We start from the raw sequence: 14,054 nt of genomic DNA, 5'->3' as shown, positions 1-14,054 counted from the left end.
TCAGGCCGGCGTCTCGACCAGCTCGACGATCTCGAACGCGAAGCTGGCCCAGCCCCGCATCCGCGCGGCCTCCTCGGTGGCGATCCGCTTCCTGCGCGCTTCGGACAGCGAGCGTGTGTGCCCCCAGAACACCTCGGTCCTGCCGTTGGAAAGCTCGGCGACGATCCGCCAATAATGGGTGAAATCGTCGGTGGTGGGACCGATCGTCTTCACATAGCCGTCGGCCATGGTGGCGGTGAGATAGCGTCGCGTCTTCTTCGCCATGGGCCGTTTCCAAGCTGCTCCGTTGAAAGAATAGGCGGCCGCACTGATATTTCCACCGACGGCTCAGCAAGTGGCGGATCAGCGTTTATCCCATAGCGTCCATCCCTTCCGGATGCCAAACATAGTGGGTTGCCACCAGCCGCGTTCCTCGCCGCAGCGCCAGCCCTCGCCACAGTAGTTGGCGTCCATCAGTGCTCTTATCTTTTGGACCTGATCACATGGCGCATCGGGCGCCGGCGACAGGATCACAAATGGCTGTGGAAACAAGGTGCGTGCAATACCGAGATAGTGGCTGATCCTCGCTTCATCGACCTTTGCTCGGTTCCAAGTAAGCGTTCCTTGGGCATCGACAGCGATTTTGACGGCGATAGCATGGTGATCGATGCCTTCTGATTTCGGCCGCCAATGTTTCAAAGGCGTGGGGCATGCATAATCATAAGTGACGTTGGAACGGCACGCCGCCAGCAGAGCAAAACAGGCGATTACGGTCCAGCGGCAGATCATGAAGCCTTTCATATAGCCTGCTAATTTAGGATTGGAGGGGGCGGGGCTGGCTGATGACCAGTGGAGCCAAGGGCAGACACCGGGACTATGTTACTGAACGAGTGATCCGCGCTCGCGAGTAAGCGGGGGTGAGTTCCTCGTAACGCTCTTGCCAATCACCGAACCCGTGCAGTGCCTCAAATGCCATTTGGAACGCGATGGGAGCCCGGCTGAACTTATAGTCGAGCAGCTCAAGCTCCGCCGGCGTAGCCTCACCAACCAACTCGCCTTCGACATCGGTTACATAGAATTTGCCTTCCATCTCGACCTTGAAGTTTGGAAATGGGATGTTTGGGAGAGGCAAGCTGTGCGCAATCACATTCCATCGGCCGTGGTAAACCAATGCGTCCATGGTCCAGCCTGCAAGGGCCACCTCTTCGCGGATTAGTTCTGTTAGCTCGGGTCGTTCACGATGGATCGATTTGAATATGGCGACATAAGGTGTTCCGCCGCTCTTCAGGCCGCCATGCTTAACTATGACACCATATCCATGTCGCCCATCGGGCACATCTAACTCGAATAGATCGCCTTCGGCGAGCTTGACGCGTTTTCGGCTGATCGATTTGTTACCCATATTATTTCACAGCCTAGCTGCCCGAATGACGGCTTTCCATCCGTTCCAGACATCCTGCACCAGAACGGATCGAACGGTAGCCGGCGATCCGATAGCGGACATGCTCCGCCGTGCTAGAAGAAGACATGTTAGACCAGTTACGCACTGTCATTGATGGCATTCCACTGGCTATTGTGGCGTTCAGCGCGCCGCCTGCCATCTGGGCAAAGGCCGCTTGGGCGTCGCCCTTTCTGAAGACATATAGGCACGGTATCTCAGGCCTGCTGTCGCTCCTAACTGGTTTGCTTATGGCCGCCTCAATCGTCAGCGACGACGCAACTTTCCCTATCTTTCTTGTCGGGGCAGCAACCGTGATGGTTGCTATGTTGGCGGCCTTGCTCTGGCCACCCGAGCGGAAGGTCCCCTGACCACCCTATTCCCACCAGATCGGACCAAACGGCAGGACGCGACGCCATTGCGGGCATTATTGGAGCGGTCCAAACTACCTCGATGGCAAACGACGAAACACCGAAACACACGGATGCCGAGTATTACGGCTTCTTCATGACCGGGCTGTTCGGCCTAATCGATGATGGCTCGCTCTCCGGCTATTCCGGCGAAGGTGTGGTCCTTCTATGCAAGGCACGTGATCTGTTCTGGGAGGAGTTCCAATCTCGCCACCCCGACGCCTGGAGGCGAGAATGACGCTGGCTATGGGAGGCGCTTGTGCTCCCGACAATAAAGCAAAGCGGCCAAGACGAATAAGGTCGTGGAGCAAGCGCCAGCGATCACCTTGGCAACCAAATCTTCTCGGAAGATTGCGCTTAACGAGCCGATGAAGGCAAGCGTCAGCAGCGTGCCATAGAACAGGTGCTTTTGGACGGCGCTCATGGTCCATGTGTGCCCCTGCCTAGAAAATAGCGCAATGTCCGCTATCCTCCTGTCCCAGACATCCTGCATCAGAATGGATCGGAAAGCGGATTAACCCTACTTTCTATGTTCGCAATCGCGTCGCCATCCCTATGGCGCCCCGTAAATTCCGGTTCAGCGTCTACATGAACCGATATATGATCTGGCCGGCCCCGATTTGACGTAATTATTTGGAGAATGGTCGGGGAGACAGGATTCGAACCTGCGACCCTCTGGTCCCAAACCAGATGCGCTACCAGCCTGCGCCACTCCCCGACCCATGGATTTCCTGGGGTTTTTGCCTGTCCAGGCGCCTTCCCTCGGAACCTCGCAAGCGCACCTAGGCACCCTTAGCGAGCTGCAATCCCCCACAAAGCCCCCACACCCGAGTCATGATCTGTTCCGCTCGGGCCGGACGCCTGAAGGCGGACAGCCGGGCCCCTATAGGGGAGACCGGTCGGGTCTGCAATCGCGCCCCCGCTTGGGTCTGCGGTTTGGAGGTGCGGCATGAGCGCGCTCCGCCCCCACATTGCCGCAGCTCGGGCCTATGAGGCGGCCTGTAACGAAATGGCCAATTCACTCCGGGCCTTGGGCAACAATTCCGGTTTCGTCGATTGGCGACGCAAGGCGCATATGCACAAACGCGCCGCCGAGATCATGGAGGCCGAGGAGGCGGCAGAATACCAGCCGCCGAAGCCGCCCGCGCGGCTGGAACACGACGCCGCTTGCCCGATCCATGTCGGCAAGAAGTGCTGCTGCACGATCGGCTATCCGGTCCAGCAGGAAGGTTGCTGATGTCCGTCACCATCTTCGCCGCGCTCGCCGCATTCTGGCTGACGGGCATGATCCCGATCGCCGCCTTCGACGCCTGCGAGCCCGATTGGGACCGGGTGACCTGGGCCGAACGCATGTTCGTCTATTGGAGCTGGCCGCTCCACATCTATTTCTATTGGGAGGACCTCGGCGAGCTGCCGCCCTACTACGCGCCGTGGGGTGACCGCTGATGGCCCACCGCGAAATCTGGTCGCGCTCGCGCCTCGGCACGAAGCTCAGCGTCACCGTCTCGCCCGATGGCGAGGTGATCGGCTTCGGGCTGACCAACCTCATCTCGCGCACCGGCGTCGGCGACTTCATCAGCCGCAACGACGCGCGCGACCTGCATGCCGCCCTCGGCGAACTGCTCGAGGAGCTCAAATGACATGGCTCTACGTCCCGACAGCCTCAACGCCATCAGCATCTGCGCGGGCGCGGGCGGGCTCGACCTCGCCCTGCAGCTTGCCGAACCCCGAGCGCGCACTGTCGCTTACGTGGAGAGGGAAGCCTATGCCGCCGCGACACTGGTCGCGCGCATGGAAACGGGAGAGCTGGCTCCGGCGCTTGTCTGGTCTGACCTTGGAACCTTCGACGCTCGACCGTTCCGTGGCCGCGTTCATCTCGTCACTTCGGGCGATCCCTGCCAGCCCAACAGCGTCGCCGGACGCGGGCTCGGCGCCGACGACGAGCGGTTCCTCATCGACCAGGTCGTGCGCGTCTTCGACGAAAGCGGGGCTCATCGTCTCTTCCGCGAGAACGTCACGGGGAATGCGGACGGACAGCTCGCGGCGATCGTCCCGCTTCTGGAAGGACTGGGTTGCCGCGTTGCGGCAGGAATATTCAGCGCGGAAGGCGTCGGGGCAAGCCATCGCCGCGAGCGGCTCGTCATCATGGCCGACCGCGACGGCGCACGATGGGCGGCGGCCGGGCGCGGACGTGCATTCGACGCAGGGCGGCAATCTCAGCCGGGAAGCTTCCACCTGGTCTACGCCACGGGCGAGCGACGGGGAGAAGGGCGGCCCGAACCAGAGCTTCGGCGCGGGCGGGATGCCGCTGCCGGCGCCGTCGACGGCATGGGCGACGCCCACGGCCCGCATGTACCGTGGGGGGGGCAGGCCGTGACGAGGAAGGACGGCAAGAGCCGGCTCGACATGCTGGACTGGCAGGCGGAGGCGTGGCCGACGCCTGGGGCTGGGGACGATCGCGGGATGAGTGCGGGCTGGGAATCGGCGGCGGCTCGGCATGCATCAGATGGGACGAACAAGCAGATGGGGCTGCGGGATGCAGCGCCCCGATGGTCCCAGCCCTCTGCCCTGGGCCATCAGACCCACGATGGCACGACATCCTTGACGCCGATCCCCTTCTGCGACCCGCCCTCGGACGGATCGATCTCTGGGCCGTTGCTCGCCGAAATCTCGGTCTACCGCCGGTGGTCGCAGCGGTCGGGCGGCGCGGCGGGATGGCGTGGGACCTGGACGCGCCGACCACGGCGGCAGTTGAACGTGAGGTTCGCCGAATATCTGATGTCTTCGCCCCTCGGGTGGACCGACTGCGGCTCTGCGGTAACGGGGTTCACCACCTGGCTCTCGGCCATGCGTGGATTGCTCTCGACGCTCTGCTCGCAGACGCCCGATCAGCCGACGTTGCTGTGAGGGCCGCATGAGCCGCCGTCGCCCCGGCTGGGAAGACGAGGTTCCCATGGAGGACATGGAGGTAGGTGCGCTGCGCTTCCATTATTGGGCGGGCAAGTTCGCTGAACCGGCACCGGACATCACCGACGTGCTCACCGCGCGGCTGCCGGATGCCCGTCACCTGATCGCAATCTGGGAACCTCTGGCAACCAAGGCGCCGAGCCCGTCGCGCTGCCTGCCGTTCTGCTGCCTCCGCCGGACGGTGGTCTTCTATCACCGGCCCTACGTGGTCGGCTGGCCTCGCGGTGGCCGAGACATGGACGGCGTGTTCCATCCCGACTGGAACAAGGGCTTCATCGAATACGACCAGATCGAAACCCGGCTGGGCAGCGATGACATCGTCGAGTTCGACGGCGATCGCTTCGAGGTCGGCGGTGGTCACGTCTGCTGGTCGAAGTCGCGGCCGGGTGCGCACAAGCGCTGGTGGATGCGGTTCTGGGCGCGGCGGCAGGCCGAGGTGGCGCGGATCGGGGAGCGCGCGGCATGAGCGGCTCCATCCCCCTCCTATGCCCATCGCCATCCGGCCGCGAGGAGAAGAAGATCCGCGCCGGGGCCGCCAACGTCGCCCATCGCGTCGTCCAGGCGATCGCGGCTGACCTCCGCCATCGCGACCTGATCGAGGAGGTCTATCTCGCCGGTCTCTGGCACGGCGCGAACACGATCCTGCGGTCGGCTGAGCGGCTGGGGATCGACCCGGATACGCTGATGAATCTGCCGGAGCCCAAGCGCGAGGTGGATCGAATCGACGTCACCGCTCCGGCGGTCCGTCGGCGCGGTCGGCCGAGGAAGGCGGGGGCATGACCTGCAGCCTCGACATGACCGAGATCAACAAGATGTTCGGGTGGGAAGGGTGAGCGGGTTGCTTCATCTCGCCGAGCCCGACAGCCGCCGCTTCGTCATGTTCAGCGGCGGGGAGGGCTCTTACCGCGCGGCGAAGATCGTCCGCGCGCGGCATCCGGAGGCTCCGCTCGGCCTCGTCTTCACCGACACGCTCTATGAGGACGCCGACACCTACCGCTTTCTGATCGAGGCCGCTGCCGATGTGTTCGATCGCCGGCTCAACTGGACCGTCCGTGCCGAAGATTTCCCCGATTATCGGGTCGCCGAGGACGTGCCGATCGAGGAATATCGGGGTAATCCGGAATGGCGCGCTTTCCTCGCGGATCTGCGGGCGCGGACGATGGAGGCCATCCCCGAGCTCGTCTGGCTCGTCGAGGGCCGCGACGTCTGGGAGGTGTTCCGCGACGAACGGTTCCTGGGCAATAGCTCTGTCGATCCGTGCTCGAAAATCCTCAAGCGCCAGATGGCCGATGCATGGCGATCGGGAAATTGTCGCCGGATCGGTGAATTGTTCGGTCCGCCTGATGTGTTCTCGGTCGGCATCGGTGATCATGAGGCCCATCGGTACGACGATGGAAAGGGCAGGGGTATCGGCCCTCGGACGGCTGAAGACGGCTGGATCTACGACGCGCCGCTGCTGACTGACCCGTCCGACTTCCCCAGCTTCTTCATGGCGCCGATCGAGACGTTCGGCCTTCGCCGCTGCCGGCTCTACGGCATGGGCTACGGTCACGGGAACTGCGGCGGATTCTGCTGCAAGGCAGGCCAGGCCCACTATGCCAACCGTTTCAAGGTGCAGCCTGAGCGTTTCGCCTACGACGCGATGATGGAGCGGAAGGTGGGCGCTTTCCTCGGCGCCGAGGTCTCGATGCTCACCGATCGCCGCGGCGGTGATGGCAAGAAGGTTCTGACCCTGGACGCCTTCGCCCAGAGGTTAATCGCCGAGCCGGGCACGGTTTACGAGTACGAGCCGGGCGATGCCGGCTGCGCATGCTTCGGGGTGGCGGGATGACCACCCCCGCCGGCCAGGTCGGGCTCAACTGCCCGCATTGCGGCGACAACCTCACCCGTACCTATGTCGCGCGCAGCTATCCGTGCCCGGGCGGCCATCGCCGGACGCGCTATTGCAATCGGTGCCACGAGCAGAACGCGACGATCGAGCACGTCGTCAACGTCCGGCGCAAGTCGCTCATCATCGACCTGGAATCGCTCGAGCCCTCAACCGGCCGCCTGATCCGCGCCATGCTGCGCGAGTTGAAGGTGCCGTTCACGAACCTGGTGGACTGATGGCACCCAAAGCTACCATCGCCAGTGCCATCGTCATCCAGGCCGACCGATTCGACCTCCTCCGCTGCCGGTGCCCGGTCTGCCTGCTGCTGGACGCGCGCTATCCGGCCGAGGGCTTCCAGCTCGCGCTGTTCCCGTATCGGCCGGCGCAGGTGGCAAGGCGGAGGCCATGAAGATCGTCCCGTTGACCCTGCGCGAGGCTAACGACTTCGTCGAACAGCACCATCGACACAGCGCCAGGACGTCGAACGACGGCGGGAAGTTCGCGATCGGGCTGGAGGTCGGCGGCGAGCTCGTCGGTGCTGCGATCGTCGGGCGCCCGGTGGCGCGCATGCTGCAACGGCCCGGCGCTGCCGAACTCCTCCGATGCTGCGTTTCGCCGATGGCGCCGCGCAATGCCTGCTCCCGCCTTGAGGCGCGGTGCAAGCGCATCTGGCAGCAGATGGGCGGTACGCGGTTGCTGACCTACACGCTGGCGCGGGAAAGCGGCGCGAGCCTGCGCGCGACTGGTGCCGTCCGCGAGGCGACCGTCGACGCCGAATCATGGAACCGGCCGAGCCGGCGGCGTGCTGCGCGGTCGATCGAGGCCGAGGACAAGGTTCGTTGGTCGTGGACGCTCCCGGAGATCCCGGCCTGATGACCACCGCCCGCAACCGCCTCTCGACCCGCGGCATCGGCGCGGATAATAGGCTCGCCATGAGCTACCCCTACACCCCGGCCTACGTCGAGACGATCCTGCGCAAGCTGAGCGACGAGCGGCTCGCGACGATCACGCCGGCCGATTTTCAGCGATATTGGGCGGTCAAGATCCTGCCGACGAAGATCGGGCAGGAGCTGATCGATGCGGAGAGGGCGGCGCGGCGGGCGAAGGGGTGATGACCCGTTATTGACTCCGTTGTTCGTTTAATGTTCTCATAATCACACCCCAACACGAGTCGGGCGACGGCGCCCGCATATGGACACGATCATGAGCACAGCAACGCTGGTGCGCACGCACCACGGCGCGAAGACGCGCGCCCGCGAAACCTATGAGACCGATCCGCAGGTCGAGACCCTGTACCGTGGCGACCTGGCCGGCGCGATCGCCGCGGCCAGATCCCTTCCGGCGCCGCAGCGCGCCAGCGCCCGAATCGAGACGGACGAGCATTTCTATGGCCCCGACCTGTTCGACACGATGACGGCCGAGAGCGTGCCGCTTGCCGATTACGACCTGATCGACGGCTCCAACATCGTCCGTCTGGAGAAGGGCGCGCTCGAGCTCCTGCGCGGCCACCGCCAAATGATGCCGCCGGCGTCGATCCTCAACGACCAGATCGAGAACATCACCGTCGTCCTGCGCCACAAGAAGACGATCCAGGATGTGGAGGAGCTCGGCGGCAAGCGCCTGATCCGGATCACCGCGGCCGACATCGAGGCGGCTTGATGGCGTATGGGCAGTCGACGCGGGCCGGCGTTCTTCCCGGCCTGGACCCAGACCGTGGGCTCGATGAAGGCGACGCGCGATGCGAAGCCTGATCACTTTGGCGTCCGGGTCTCCTGCGATACCTGCCGGCAAGGTCGTGACGTGGATCTCGACGCGATCATCGCGCGCAAGGGACCTGACTTCTCGCTGGTGAACAGGCGGTCTCGGTGCCGCTTCACGCCGGGTTGTCGCGGATCTAATCGCTTCTTCTTCCAGCACGGCGTGATGCGCCCGCTGTGGACCCAGGAGCAGGTCGAGATCTGGATGCGGGCCGACGCGGCGCGCCGATCGGCGGAGAAGCTTGGCCGGGAGAAGGTGGTTGCGCTGCTGCGCGGTCGCGACTTCCGGCTCGACCCGCCGCCGCGCGGGATCGACCAGTTGCTCTGGGCGGTCTGCACCGATGAGGAGCGGTGGGAGCTGATCAGGAGGGCGAGGGGATGAACCTCGCCGGTGGCTTAGCGCTTGCTGGCCTCGCCCGCCGCCTTGTCGAGCCGATCCGACAGCGACAGGATGCGGGTGTGGACCTGGTCGAGCAGCGGGTTGAGTTGGTCGAGCTGATCAGCCGAGAGCGCCACCTTGCCCTCGTCGACGTTCCGGCGGACGACCGCGACGATGTCGCCCACCGCGTCGATGATCGGCGCGGCGCCGGGGATCAGGCCCGAGGCGGTGACGATCTTGGCGGCGCTCTGCGCCAGGCTCAGGAGGTCATCGAAGGTCATTTCCCGGCTCCTATCGTCAGCGCTTGCAGCTTGAAGGTCTGGTCGAAGGCCTGCGCGACGAGCGCCGCGCGCTGGGCGGCATCCGTGGTGGCCTTCGCCTTGACCAGCAGGTTGGTGATCGTCGCGTTCAGGTCGCGGACCTTGGCGGCCGTCTCGCCCTTGATGATGCCAGCATTGATCAGGTCGAGCGCGAAGGTGGCGGCGCTCTCATAGCCGAGCTCGGCGAGGATCAGCCCGCGCGTGCCCTTGATCACGACCTTGTCGGCCACCTGCTGGACCGGGGCGCCGCCCGGCGAGGTGGGATGCGGCGTGCAGGCGGCGAGCGCGGCGCAGAGGATCAGGCGTTTCATGGATTATCTCCCTCGGATTTCGGTGTGGCCTTCCCGCCCGAGCTCGAGCCGATCCAGAAGGTGAAGGCGGCGACGGCGAAGCTTTTCCATGTGCCGATCACGTCGCCGCGCATGGCAGCGTCGGTCGACCAGCCCACCACCCATATGCTGAACCCGGCGTAACCGAGGATCGCGAGCGCAGAGGCCGCGACGACGATGCGCAGGTGCGGGATGGTGGGCTTCATGCCGCCCACCGTTTCCACCAGCCTTCGGCATGGCCGGGCGTGAAATAGTCGGAGCGGTTGTCCCAGCCCTTCAGGTACATGGCGTCCGACGGCCGGCGGAGAACGAGATCCTCATAATATTCCTCGCGCATCGCCCACCAGGCGCCGGCGACGAACTCGACACCCTTGCTGGCACAGATCGCGGCGTAAGCCTTGGCCGTGCCGCCGTTCGGGTCCACGCGGCCATCAACGACAGGCCGGTCGAGCAAATCCTGCAGCATCTTGACCGAGGTGGCGGGCCCGGCACCCCATCCGAAATCGAGGATGGACGCCGTTGCCTGATTCCAGACCAGGTTGTTGAGACCAACCGCCGTGAAGAACAGGGCCTTCGCGATCGCGCATGCCTCGGTGAAGGGCAGGCGCTCGATGTCCGCCATGGTCAGCGATGCAACCGGGACCTTCCGATAGGCCGCGAGGGTCCGGCCGGTGACGCCGAAATTGGAGCCCAATAGTACCCCGACGCCCTTCGTGCCGCTGCTCCAATTGCCGGCGTCGTTCGGATGGCGGGACATGCCGCCTTCCCAGCGCCGGATGTAATCGGCGATGAAGCTGTCGACGTTCACGGCTTGCCCTTCCCAAGATCGACCGGCGCCCGCTTGAGCGCCTGATATTCGGAGGGGGCCCTGCCGGTTATCTGGTCGACGATGACCTCTTTCGCGGAAATCTCGGTCTGCACCTCGTTGCGGATCTCGGCCCGCTGCCGGTCGACGACGGCGCGCAGCTCGCTATCGACGCGGTCGAGGAAGCGTTCGGTGTAGAGCTTGACCAGGCGATCGGCGCCGACGGTAGCGAGCGCGCTCAACAGCGCGGCGGCCTCCCCGTTGGCGCCGAGTCGCGACGTGATCGAGTAGGCGATCAGCGCGACCATCGGCAGGAGAAGCAGGTCGGCGAGAACCAGCGCGCCTCGGATGCGGATGCCGCGCTTGATCAGCAGCGCATATTTCGCCGCCAGTCCGAACGACAGGCCGATCCAGATCCACCCGTATTTCAGGAAGGCGGCTTCGAACCAGGGCGTCACCGCAGGTCGCCCGAGTGAAACAGCGACGCCATTCATGCTTCCCCCTCGGCCAGGGCCAGGTCGGCGTTGGACTGCTGGTGAACCGCCCGCAGATCATCCAGCCATGCCGCCATCAGCGCGAAATTGGCGCGATGCGTGGCGAGGAAGGTCTCGTTCGCGTCGAGGTCGTAGCGATATTGAAAGTTGCTCATCTCGACGGGGCCGAGCGGCTCGGTCGTCAGCACCGGCTCCGCATCGCCGAAATCCGGATGCGCCGGGATCTCGGCGATATGCACGAAGTCGAGCGAGGGGATCGGCGCGACGAGATCGGGCACCTGCACATTGTAGGTCCGGGGAAAAACAGCCGCTTCGGCAAACCTGCGTTCAAAGTTCGCCTGCTGCTCGGCCACCGCTTCGGCGAGCTGGACGATCTTGCCGTCGAAGGCATCCAGTTCTTCCTGCCAGAGGTTCAGGTCGTCGCTCATGTCAAAGCCCCCCTGGGCCGACCGCTCGCCATGAGAAGTCGGTCGCCGATGTCACATTGGCGTTGGTGTGGATCGTGAAGGTGTTGGAGCCGAAGGTATCGGCCCACCAATAGGTAGCCGGGGTGATGTCGCCCTTCGGCGTGATCTGGACGTTGGCCGGGGTGTAGCCGAGGCCATGCGTCACCACCTTCGACGACGTGCCAGCGCCGATCGTGTCGGTTCCTCGCCCCGGCGTCGTGAAGCCGGTGAAGCTATTTGCCGTCCCCGAGAAATAGTTATCGTCGAGAACCTTGGCCGTGTTGCCGGATACCCCCACCATCGTGGACGCGTTGGGATCGGACTGGGATGCCTGATCGAGGAAGCGGTTACGGCTTAGGACGATCGATGACCCCGAAACGAAGGCAGGCAACGCCCCCCGAAGCCCGCGCGAGGTCCCGTTGCCCTTATTGCCGCAGACAAACATTTTCGACTTCTCTGGCGTGTAGCCATAGTCGGTCGGACTGGTGAAGGAGCCGAAATAGATGCCTTGGGTAAGCTGTCCGGTCTGGTTGTCCTCAAGCTCGATCGTCCCTTCCAGCCAGACATTCGTGAATTGGATGGCCGACACCGCGTTGACCGACGCATCGCGCGCATGGTTGCGGATGTTGCGCACGGTCAGGTCGCGGAAGACGGCGGTCTGGAACTGGATGATGTGGCCGCCCAGCTTCTTGTCGCTGTAGACGTCGATGTCTTCGATCGTGACGCCTTCGTAGATGCGCACGGCCTGGGAGAGGCTGAGCGACGGATTGGTCCACCCCGCGCTGATGTTGATCAGCACGTCGCTGTCGTGGGCCCCGGTCGAGCCGGTCAGGTCGAACACGCAATCGTGGATATGGATGTGCCGCACCGTCTGCAGGGCGACATTGGCCGCCGAGCCGATGCTGAGCTTCGCGCTGCCCTTGAATGTGCAGTGGTGGATCCGGACGTAGCCGAAGGTCGACCACGGCTCGAAGTCGATGCCGGCCAGCGCGACGGCTCCGTCCTGGTTGAAGCCGTTGTCGACCACGCAGTAGGAAATCTCGTCGCGGCTCGAACGCGTCGTGCTGTCGTCCGTGCTCGTGTTCGGCCGCGGGCGCTCCATCGTGACCGCCATGCGACCCATGGTGTAGAAGTTGCACCGCGTGATCAGGCGATCCTTGGTGCCCGACGACATGTAGATGCCGTCGCCGCTCTTATCGGCGTTGGTGTGGAGCGTGCCGGTGTTGTAGAAGTCGCAGAACGCGACCGTCGGCTTCTGGCAGTCGCCCCAGAAGAACAGGCCATGGTTGGCGTCGGTGAAGGTGCCGAGGCCGCTCGTGTGAAGCTGACCCAGGCGATTACCGTCGAAGTTGATGCCGAGCACCTTCACGTTGGTGCACGACTTGAAATTGAAGATGCCCCACGACAGCCAGCTCGGCGTGTTGATCGAGCAGCCGTTGTCGGCGCGCTTGACCATTGGCGCGCCTTCGCCGACGAGCGTCAGGCCGTCGATGCCGATGAACGCGATGCCGCAGTTCGTGCCGGAGAAGCCCGACATCGAGGTCATCTCGGTCTTGGCAGCACCCGTCGGATACCAGGCGAGCTGGCCGTCCTTGACCTCGATATCCTCGCCCGGGTTCGGGAATATGAGGTGGTGGCAATAGCCGGAGGAGCACCACGCAGCCGCGGCGAAGACCGTCCTCGTCGTGGCGGTCGCGTCGCTGCTGACCTCGCCGAAGTTCAGCACGTTCGCCGACCCGGGCGGTATCATCCAGAGATTGCCGCCGGCATCCGCGAACCAGGCGTAGTCTTCCAGCGTGTCGGGCAGGGTGACCATTGGCGCCTGCCAGCGCTGGAACGAGCACTTCCGCTCGGCGATGTGGATGAACTGCGCGTTGGGGTTGGCGACGAGGACGTTGCTCGCCTTGGCGTCGGCGAGCGTTCCCATGACGGCGGTGCGGGCGAGGCTGTCGAGACCGCCGACGAGCTGCATGCCGTCGGGCTTCGCTAGGTCGGCGCGCGTCAGATCCTTGATGTTGAACGGGCGCCAGGTCTGATCGGTCGTGCCGACGGTGATCGGGTCGGGAGTGACGAGGACCCAGGAGCCGCGCTTCGTCTCACCGTTCAAGACTGAGACGAACGCCCCCTTCACGACCTCCGAGGTTTCATCGAAGTCAGCCGCGCGCGTCCATGCGCCGGCGCCGGTGTCATAAATTCCATTCTCGGCCGCATCGGTCTGGTCCTTGACCAGCACGCGCGACGCCGAGGTTGTGAAACCGTCAATCTCCTGCTCGCCGGAGAGTGTGATGTTCTCCGTCGTGGCGACGTCGGCCTCGTCGATCACGGTATAGCCGGCGGCGGCCACAAGCTCCGCGAACCCGCTGTACATGAGGTTGAGCACGAGCTCGTCGGTGGCATTGGACGGCACGTCGATTCCGGCGATCGTGCCGACACGGCGCGCGACATCGGCGAAGCTCGGGCCGCGAGCGCCGGTCACCTTCACGGCCGCGCTTCGCAGCGTGTTGACGGTGGACATCAGGAGATACCTCGCGAGACGGTGACGTACCCGGCGAGGAGCGCGGTCGGCACGCCCTCCGGGTCCGTCGCGATCAGATCGAACGGGAGCTCATAGGAGAGCAGCGGGTCGCCATATTCGCCAAGCGGAGCGCCCGGGCCCTGGATCTGGATGTTGATCCATCCGGTGGCCGCATCTAGGATTTCGATCTCAGCCGATTGCAGGACGATCGTCGTTTCCAGACGCTCCTTGACGGAGAGGGCCAGGCTCCAGCCCGTCAGGTCGATCGGCGCCCCCACATTGTCGGTGACTTCCAGCGCGCAGCCGAAATCCTCGTTGCGTTGCATGGCGATGTCGAGGCGAGCC

General features: G+C 64.4%; 26 protein-coding genes and 1 tRNA gene. 14 read left to right on the top strand and 13 right to left on the bottom strand.

All coding sequences use genetic code 11. The features are described from left to right. From HRJ34_RS15785 to HRJ34_RS15775, 3 genes are all read right to left on the bottom strand, one after another. Window positions 1–264 (bottom strand): hypothetical protein, encoded by a 264-nt coding sequence (locus HRJ34_RS15785; RefSeq protein ID WP_208631779.1) that lies wholly within the window; start codon window positions 262–264, stop codon window positions 1–3. 78 nt (window positions 265–342) lie between these two features. Further along, on the bottom strand, window positions 343–780 hold the full coding sequence (locus HRJ34_RS15780) for an ExbD/TolR family protein (protein ID WP_208631778.1): 438 nt from the start codon (window positions 778–780) through the stop codon (window positions 343–345). A gap of 73 nt (window positions 781–853) precedes the next feature. Next, window positions 854–1,381, bottom strand: a complete 528-nt coding sequence (locus HRJ34_RS15775; protein ID WP_208631777.1) for an Imm26 family immunity protein — start codon at window positions 1,379–1,381, stop codon at window positions 854–856. 489 nt (window positions 1,382–1,870) lie between these two features. Here HRJ34_RS15775 and HRJ34_RS15770 point away from each other — a divergent pair, with 489 nt between their 5' ends. Further along, on the top strand, window positions 1,871–2,065 hold the full coding sequence (locus HRJ34_RS15770) for a hypothetical protein (RefSeq protein WP_208631776.1): 195 nt from the start codon (window positions 1,871–1,873) through the stop codon (window positions 2,063–2,065). A 6-nt stretch (window positions 2,066–2,071) separates the two neighbouring features. Here the strand turns inward: HRJ34_RS15770 and HRJ34_RS15765 are convergent, their stop codons facing one another. Next, window positions 2,072–2,320, bottom strand: coding sequence for a hypothetical protein (locus tag HRJ34_RS15765; protein WP_208631775.1), 249 nt, complete (start codon window positions 2,318–2,320; stop codon window positions 2,072–2,074). 148 nt (window positions 2,321–2,468) lie between these two features. After that, window positions 2,469–2,545, bottom strand: a tRNA-Pro gene (locus tag HRJ34_RS15760). 231 nt (window positions 2,546–2,776) lie between these two features. On the opposite strand from HRJ34_RS15760, the gene HRJ34_RS15755 reads away from it, so the two are divergent. The 13 genes from HRJ34_RS15755 (at window position 2,777) to HRJ34_RS15695 (ending at window position 8,803) form a co-directional block, all read left to right on the top strand. After that, window positions 2,777–3,064: a hypothetical protein gene (locus HRJ34_RS15755; protein WP_208631774.1), complete on the top strand. Its 288-nt coding sequence runs from the start codon at window positions 2,777–2,779 to the stop codon at window positions 3,062–3,064. Continuing rightward, complete coding sequence (locus HRJ34_RS15750; RefSeq protein WP_208631773.1) at window positions 3,064–3,273, top strand: hypothetical protein; 210 nt, start codon at window positions 3,064–3,066, stop codon at window positions 3,271–3,273. The genes HRJ34_RS15755 and HRJ34_RS15750 overlap by 1 nt, the downstream gene beginning before the upstream one ends. Then, entirely contained in the window at window positions 3,273–3,467 is a 195-nt protein-coding gene (locus HRJ34_RS15745; protein WP_208631772.1) for a hypothetical protein, read from the top strand. Before HRJ34_RS15750 ends, HRJ34_RS15745 begins: the two co-directional genes overlap by 1 nt. A 1-nt stretch (window position 3,468) precedes the next feature. Continuing rightward, window positions 3,469–4,734 carry a DNA cytosine methyltransferase gene (locus tag HRJ34_RS15740; protein WP_208631771.1) on the top strand — a complete coding sequence of 422 codons (1,266 nt, stop codon included), beginning with the start codon at window positions 3,469–3,471 and terminating at the stop codon, window positions 4,732–4,734. Window positions 4,735–4,741: 7 nt separating this feature from the next. Next, on the top strand, window positions 4,742–5,260 hold the full coding sequence (locus tag HRJ34_RS15735) for a hypothetical protein (RefSeq protein WP_208631770.1): 519 nt from the start codon (window positions 4,742–4,744) through the stop codon (window positions 5,258–5,260). After that, window positions 5,257–5,574 (top strand): hypothetical protein, encoded by a 318-nt coding sequence (locus tag HRJ34_RS15730; RefSeq protein WP_208631769.1) that lies wholly within the window; start codon window positions 5,257–5,259, stop codon window positions 5,572–5,574. Before HRJ34_RS15735 ends, HRJ34_RS15730 begins: the two co-directional genes overlap by 4 nt. Window positions 5,575–5,623: 49 nt before the next feature. Then, on the top strand, window positions 5,624–6,625 hold the full coding sequence (locus tag HRJ34_RS15725; protein WP_208631674.1) for a hypothetical protein: 1,002 nt from the start codon (window positions 5,624–5,626) through the stop codon (window positions 6,623–6,625). Then, entirely contained in the window at window positions 6,622–6,900 is a 279-nt protein-coding gene (locus HRJ34_RS15720; protein WP_208631673.1) for a hypothetical protein, read from the top strand. The genes HRJ34_RS15725 and HRJ34_RS15720 overlap by 4 nt, the downstream gene beginning before the upstream one ends. Beyond that, window positions 6,900–7,073: a hypothetical protein gene (locus HRJ34_RS15715; protein WP_208631672.1), complete on the top strand. Its 174-nt coding sequence runs from the start codon at window positions 6,900–6,902 to the stop codon at window positions 7,071–7,073. Before HRJ34_RS15720 ends, HRJ34_RS15715 begins: the two co-directional genes overlap by 1 nt. Beyond that, window positions 7,070–7,537, top strand: coding sequence for an XF1762 family protein (locus HRJ34_RS15710; protein WP_208631671.1), 468 nt, complete (start codon window positions 7,070–7,072; stop codon window positions 7,535–7,537). Before HRJ34_RS15715 ends, HRJ34_RS15710 begins: the two co-directional genes overlap by 4 nt. Beyond that, complete coding sequence (locus tag HRJ34_RS15705) at window positions 7,537–7,776, top strand: hypothetical protein (RefSeq protein ID WP_208631670.1); 240 nt, start codon at window positions 7,537–7,539, stop codon at window positions 7,774–7,776. The genes HRJ34_RS15710 and HRJ34_RS15705 overlap by 1 nt, the downstream gene beginning before the upstream one ends. Before the next feature lie 91 nt (window positions 7,777–7,867). Next, window positions 7,868–8,323 carry a hypothetical protein gene (locus tag HRJ34_RS15700; protein WP_208631768.1) on the top strand — a complete coding sequence of 152 codons (456 nt, stop codon included), beginning with the start codon at window positions 7,868–7,870 and terminating at the stop codon, window positions 8,321–8,323. A gap of 6 nt (window positions 8,324–8,329) precedes the next feature. Beyond that, a complete protein-coding gene (locus HRJ34_RS15695) occupies window positions 8,330–8,803 on the top strand; it encodes a hypothetical protein (RefSeq protein ID WP_208631767.1) in 474 nt (157 codons plus the stop codon). 14 nt (window positions 8,804–8,817) lie between these two features. On the opposite strand, the gene HRJ34_RS15690 is transcribed toward HRJ34_RS15695, so the two are convergent. From HRJ34_RS15690 to HRJ34_RS15655, 8 genes are read right to left on the bottom strand one after another with little or no spacing between them, the layout of a single operon-like run. Next, window positions 8,818–9,081 carry a hypothetical protein gene (locus tag HRJ34_RS15690; RefSeq protein ID WP_208631766.1) on the bottom strand — a complete coding sequence of 88 codons (264 nt, stop codon included), beginning with the start codon at window positions 9,079–9,081 and terminating at the stop codon, window positions 8,818–8,820. After that, a complete protein-coding gene (locus HRJ34_RS15685; protein WP_208631765.1) occupies window positions 9,078–9,431 on the bottom strand; it encodes a hypothetical protein in 354 nt (117 codons plus the stop codon). The genes HRJ34_RS15690 and HRJ34_RS15685 overlap by 4 nt, the downstream gene beginning before the upstream one ends. Further along, window positions 9,428–9,655, bottom strand: coding sequence for a hypothetical protein (locus HRJ34_RS15680; protein WP_125725382.1), 228 nt, complete (start codon window positions 9,653–9,655; stop codon window positions 9,428–9,430). Before HRJ34_RS15680 ends, HRJ34_RS15685 begins: the two co-directional genes overlap by 4 nt. Beyond that, window positions 9,652–10,257 (bottom strand): glycosyl hydrolase 108 family protein, encoded by a 606-nt coding sequence (locus HRJ34_RS15675; protein ID WP_208631764.1) that lies wholly within the window; start codon window positions 10,255–10,257, stop codon window positions 9,652–9,654. Before HRJ34_RS15675 ends, HRJ34_RS15680 begins: the two co-directional genes overlap by 4 nt. After that, window positions 10,254–10,712, bottom strand: a complete 459-nt coding sequence (locus HRJ34_RS15670; RefSeq protein ID WP_226948806.1) for a hypothetical protein — start codon at window positions 10,710–10,712, stop codon at window positions 10,254–10,256. The genes HRJ34_RS15675 and HRJ34_RS15670 overlap by 4 nt, the downstream gene beginning before the upstream one ends. A 32-nt stretch (window positions 10,713–10,744) precedes the next feature. After that, entirely contained in the window at window positions 10,745–11,176 is a 432-nt protein-coding gene (locus HRJ34_RS15665) for a hypothetical protein (protein ID WP_208631762.1), read from the bottom strand. Between the two features lies 1 nt (window position 11,177). After that, window positions 11,178–13,709 carry a glycoside hydrolase family protein gene (locus HRJ34_RS15660; RefSeq protein WP_226948805.1) on the bottom strand — a complete coding sequence of 844 codons (2,532 nt, stop codon included), beginning with the start codon at window positions 13,707–13,709 and terminating at the stop codon, window positions 11,178–11,180. Further along, window positions 13,709–14,035: a hypothetical protein gene (locus HRJ34_RS15655; RefSeq protein ID WP_208631761.1), complete on the bottom strand. Its 327-nt coding sequence runs from the start codon at window positions 14,033–14,035 to the stop codon at window positions 13,709–13,711. Before HRJ34_RS15655 ends, HRJ34_RS15660 begins: the two co-directional genes overlap by 1 nt. Window positions 14,036–14,054 lie beyond the last annotated feature (19 nt).

It is taken from the genome of Rhizorhabdus wittichii (assembly GCF_017607425.1).
GTDB classification, from domain to species: domain Bacteria; phylum Pseudomonadota; class Alphaproteobacteria; order Sphingomonadales; family Sphingomonadaceae; genus Rhizorhabdus; species Rhizorhabdus wittichii.
The sequence above is the reverse complement of the archived record's forward strand: the minus strand, read 5'-3'. Positions and strand labels throughout refer to the sequence as shown.

Coding starts and splice junctions, on each gene's coding strand:
- HRJ34_RS15685 (WP_208631765.1), bottom strand. CDS start 9,431: ATGAAACGCCTGATCCTCTGCGCCGCGCTCGCCGCCTGCACGCCGCAT.
- HRJ34_RS15745 (WP_208631772.1), top strand. CDS start 3,273: ATGGCCCACCGCGAAATCTGGTCGCGCTCGCGCCTCGGCACGAAGCTC.
- HRJ34_RS15750 (WP_208631773.1), top strand. CDS start 3,064: ATGTCCGTCACCATCTTCGCCGCGCTCGCCGCATTCTGGCTGACGGGC.
- HRJ34_RS15770 (WP_208631776.1), top strand. CDS start 1,871: ATGGCAAACGACGAAACACCGAAACACACGGATGCCGAGTATTACGGC.
- HRJ34_RS15740 (WP_208631771.1), top strand. CDS start 3,469: ATGGCTCTACGTCCCGACAGCCTCAACGCCATCAGCATCTGCGCGGGC.
- HRJ34_RS15765 (WP_208631775.1), bottom strand. CDS start 2,320: ATGCAGGATGTCTGGGACAGGAGGATAGCGGACATTGCGCTATTTTCT.
- HRJ34_RS15705 (WP_208631670.1), top strand. CDS start 7,537: ATGACCACCGCCCGCAACCGCCTCTCGACCCGCGGCATCGGCGCGGAT.
- HRJ34_RS15735 (WP_208631770.1), top strand. CDS start 4,742: ATGAGCCGCCGTCGCCCCGGCTGGGAAGACGAGGTTCCCATGGAGGAC.
- HRJ34_RS15690 (WP_208631766.1), bottom strand. CDS start 9,081: ATGACCTTCGATGACCTCCTGAGCCTGGCGCAGAGCGCCGCCAAGATC.
- HRJ34_RS15780 (WP_208631778.1), bottom strand. CDS start 780: ATGAAAGGCTTCATGATCTGCCGCTGGACCGTAATCGCCTGTTTTGCT.
- HRJ34_RS15655 (WP_208631761.1), bottom strand. CDS start 14,035: ATGCAACGCAACGAGGATTTCGGCTGCGCGCTGGAAGTCACCGACAAT.
- HRJ34_RS15695 (WP_208631767.1), top strand. CDS start 8,330: ATGGGCAGTCGACGCGGGCCGGCGTTCTTCCCGGCCTGGACCCAGACC.
- HRJ34_RS15755 (WP_208631774.1), top strand. CDS start 2,777: ATGAGCGCGCTCCGCCCCCACATTGCCGCAGCTCGGGCCTATGAGGCG.
- HRJ34_RS15710 (WP_208631671.1), top strand. CDS start 7,070: ATGAAGATCGTCCCGTTGACCCTGCGCGAGGCTAACGACTTCGTCGAA.
- HRJ34_RS15665 (WP_208631762.1), bottom strand. CDS start 11,176: ATGAGCGACGACCTGAACCTCTGGCAGGAAGAACTGGATGCCTTCGAC.
- HRJ34_RS15715 (WP_208631672.1), top strand. CDS start 6,900: ATGGCACCCAAAGCTACCATCGCCAGTGCCATCGTCATCCAGGCCGAC.
- HRJ34_RS15660 (WP_226948805.1), bottom strand. CDS start 13,709: ATGTCCACCGTCAACACGCTGCGAAGCGCGGCCGTGAAGGTGACCGGC.
- HRJ34_RS15730 (WP_208631769.1), top strand. CDS start 5,257: ATGAGCGGCTCCATCCCCCTCCTATGCCCATCGCCATCCGGCCGCGAG.
- HRJ34_RS15720 (WP_208631673.1), top strand. CDS start 6,622: ATGACCACCCCCGCCGGCCAGGTCGGGCTCAACTGCCCGCATTGCGGC.
- HRJ34_RS15680 (WP_125725382.1), bottom strand. CDS start 9,655: ATGAAGCCCACCATCCCGCACCTGCGCATCGTCGTCGCGGCCTCTGCG.
- HRJ34_RS15700 (WP_208631768.1), top strand. CDS start 7,868: ATGAGCACAGCAACGCTGGTGCGCACGCACCACGGCGCGAAGACGCGC.
- HRJ34_RS15785 (WP_208631779.1), bottom strand. CDS start 264: ATGGCGAAGAAGACGCGACGCTATCTCACCGCCACCATGGCCGACGGC.
- HRJ34_RS15775 (WP_208631777.1), bottom strand. CDS start 1,381: ATGGGTAACAAATCGATCAGCCGAAAACGCGTCAAGCTCGCCGAAGGC.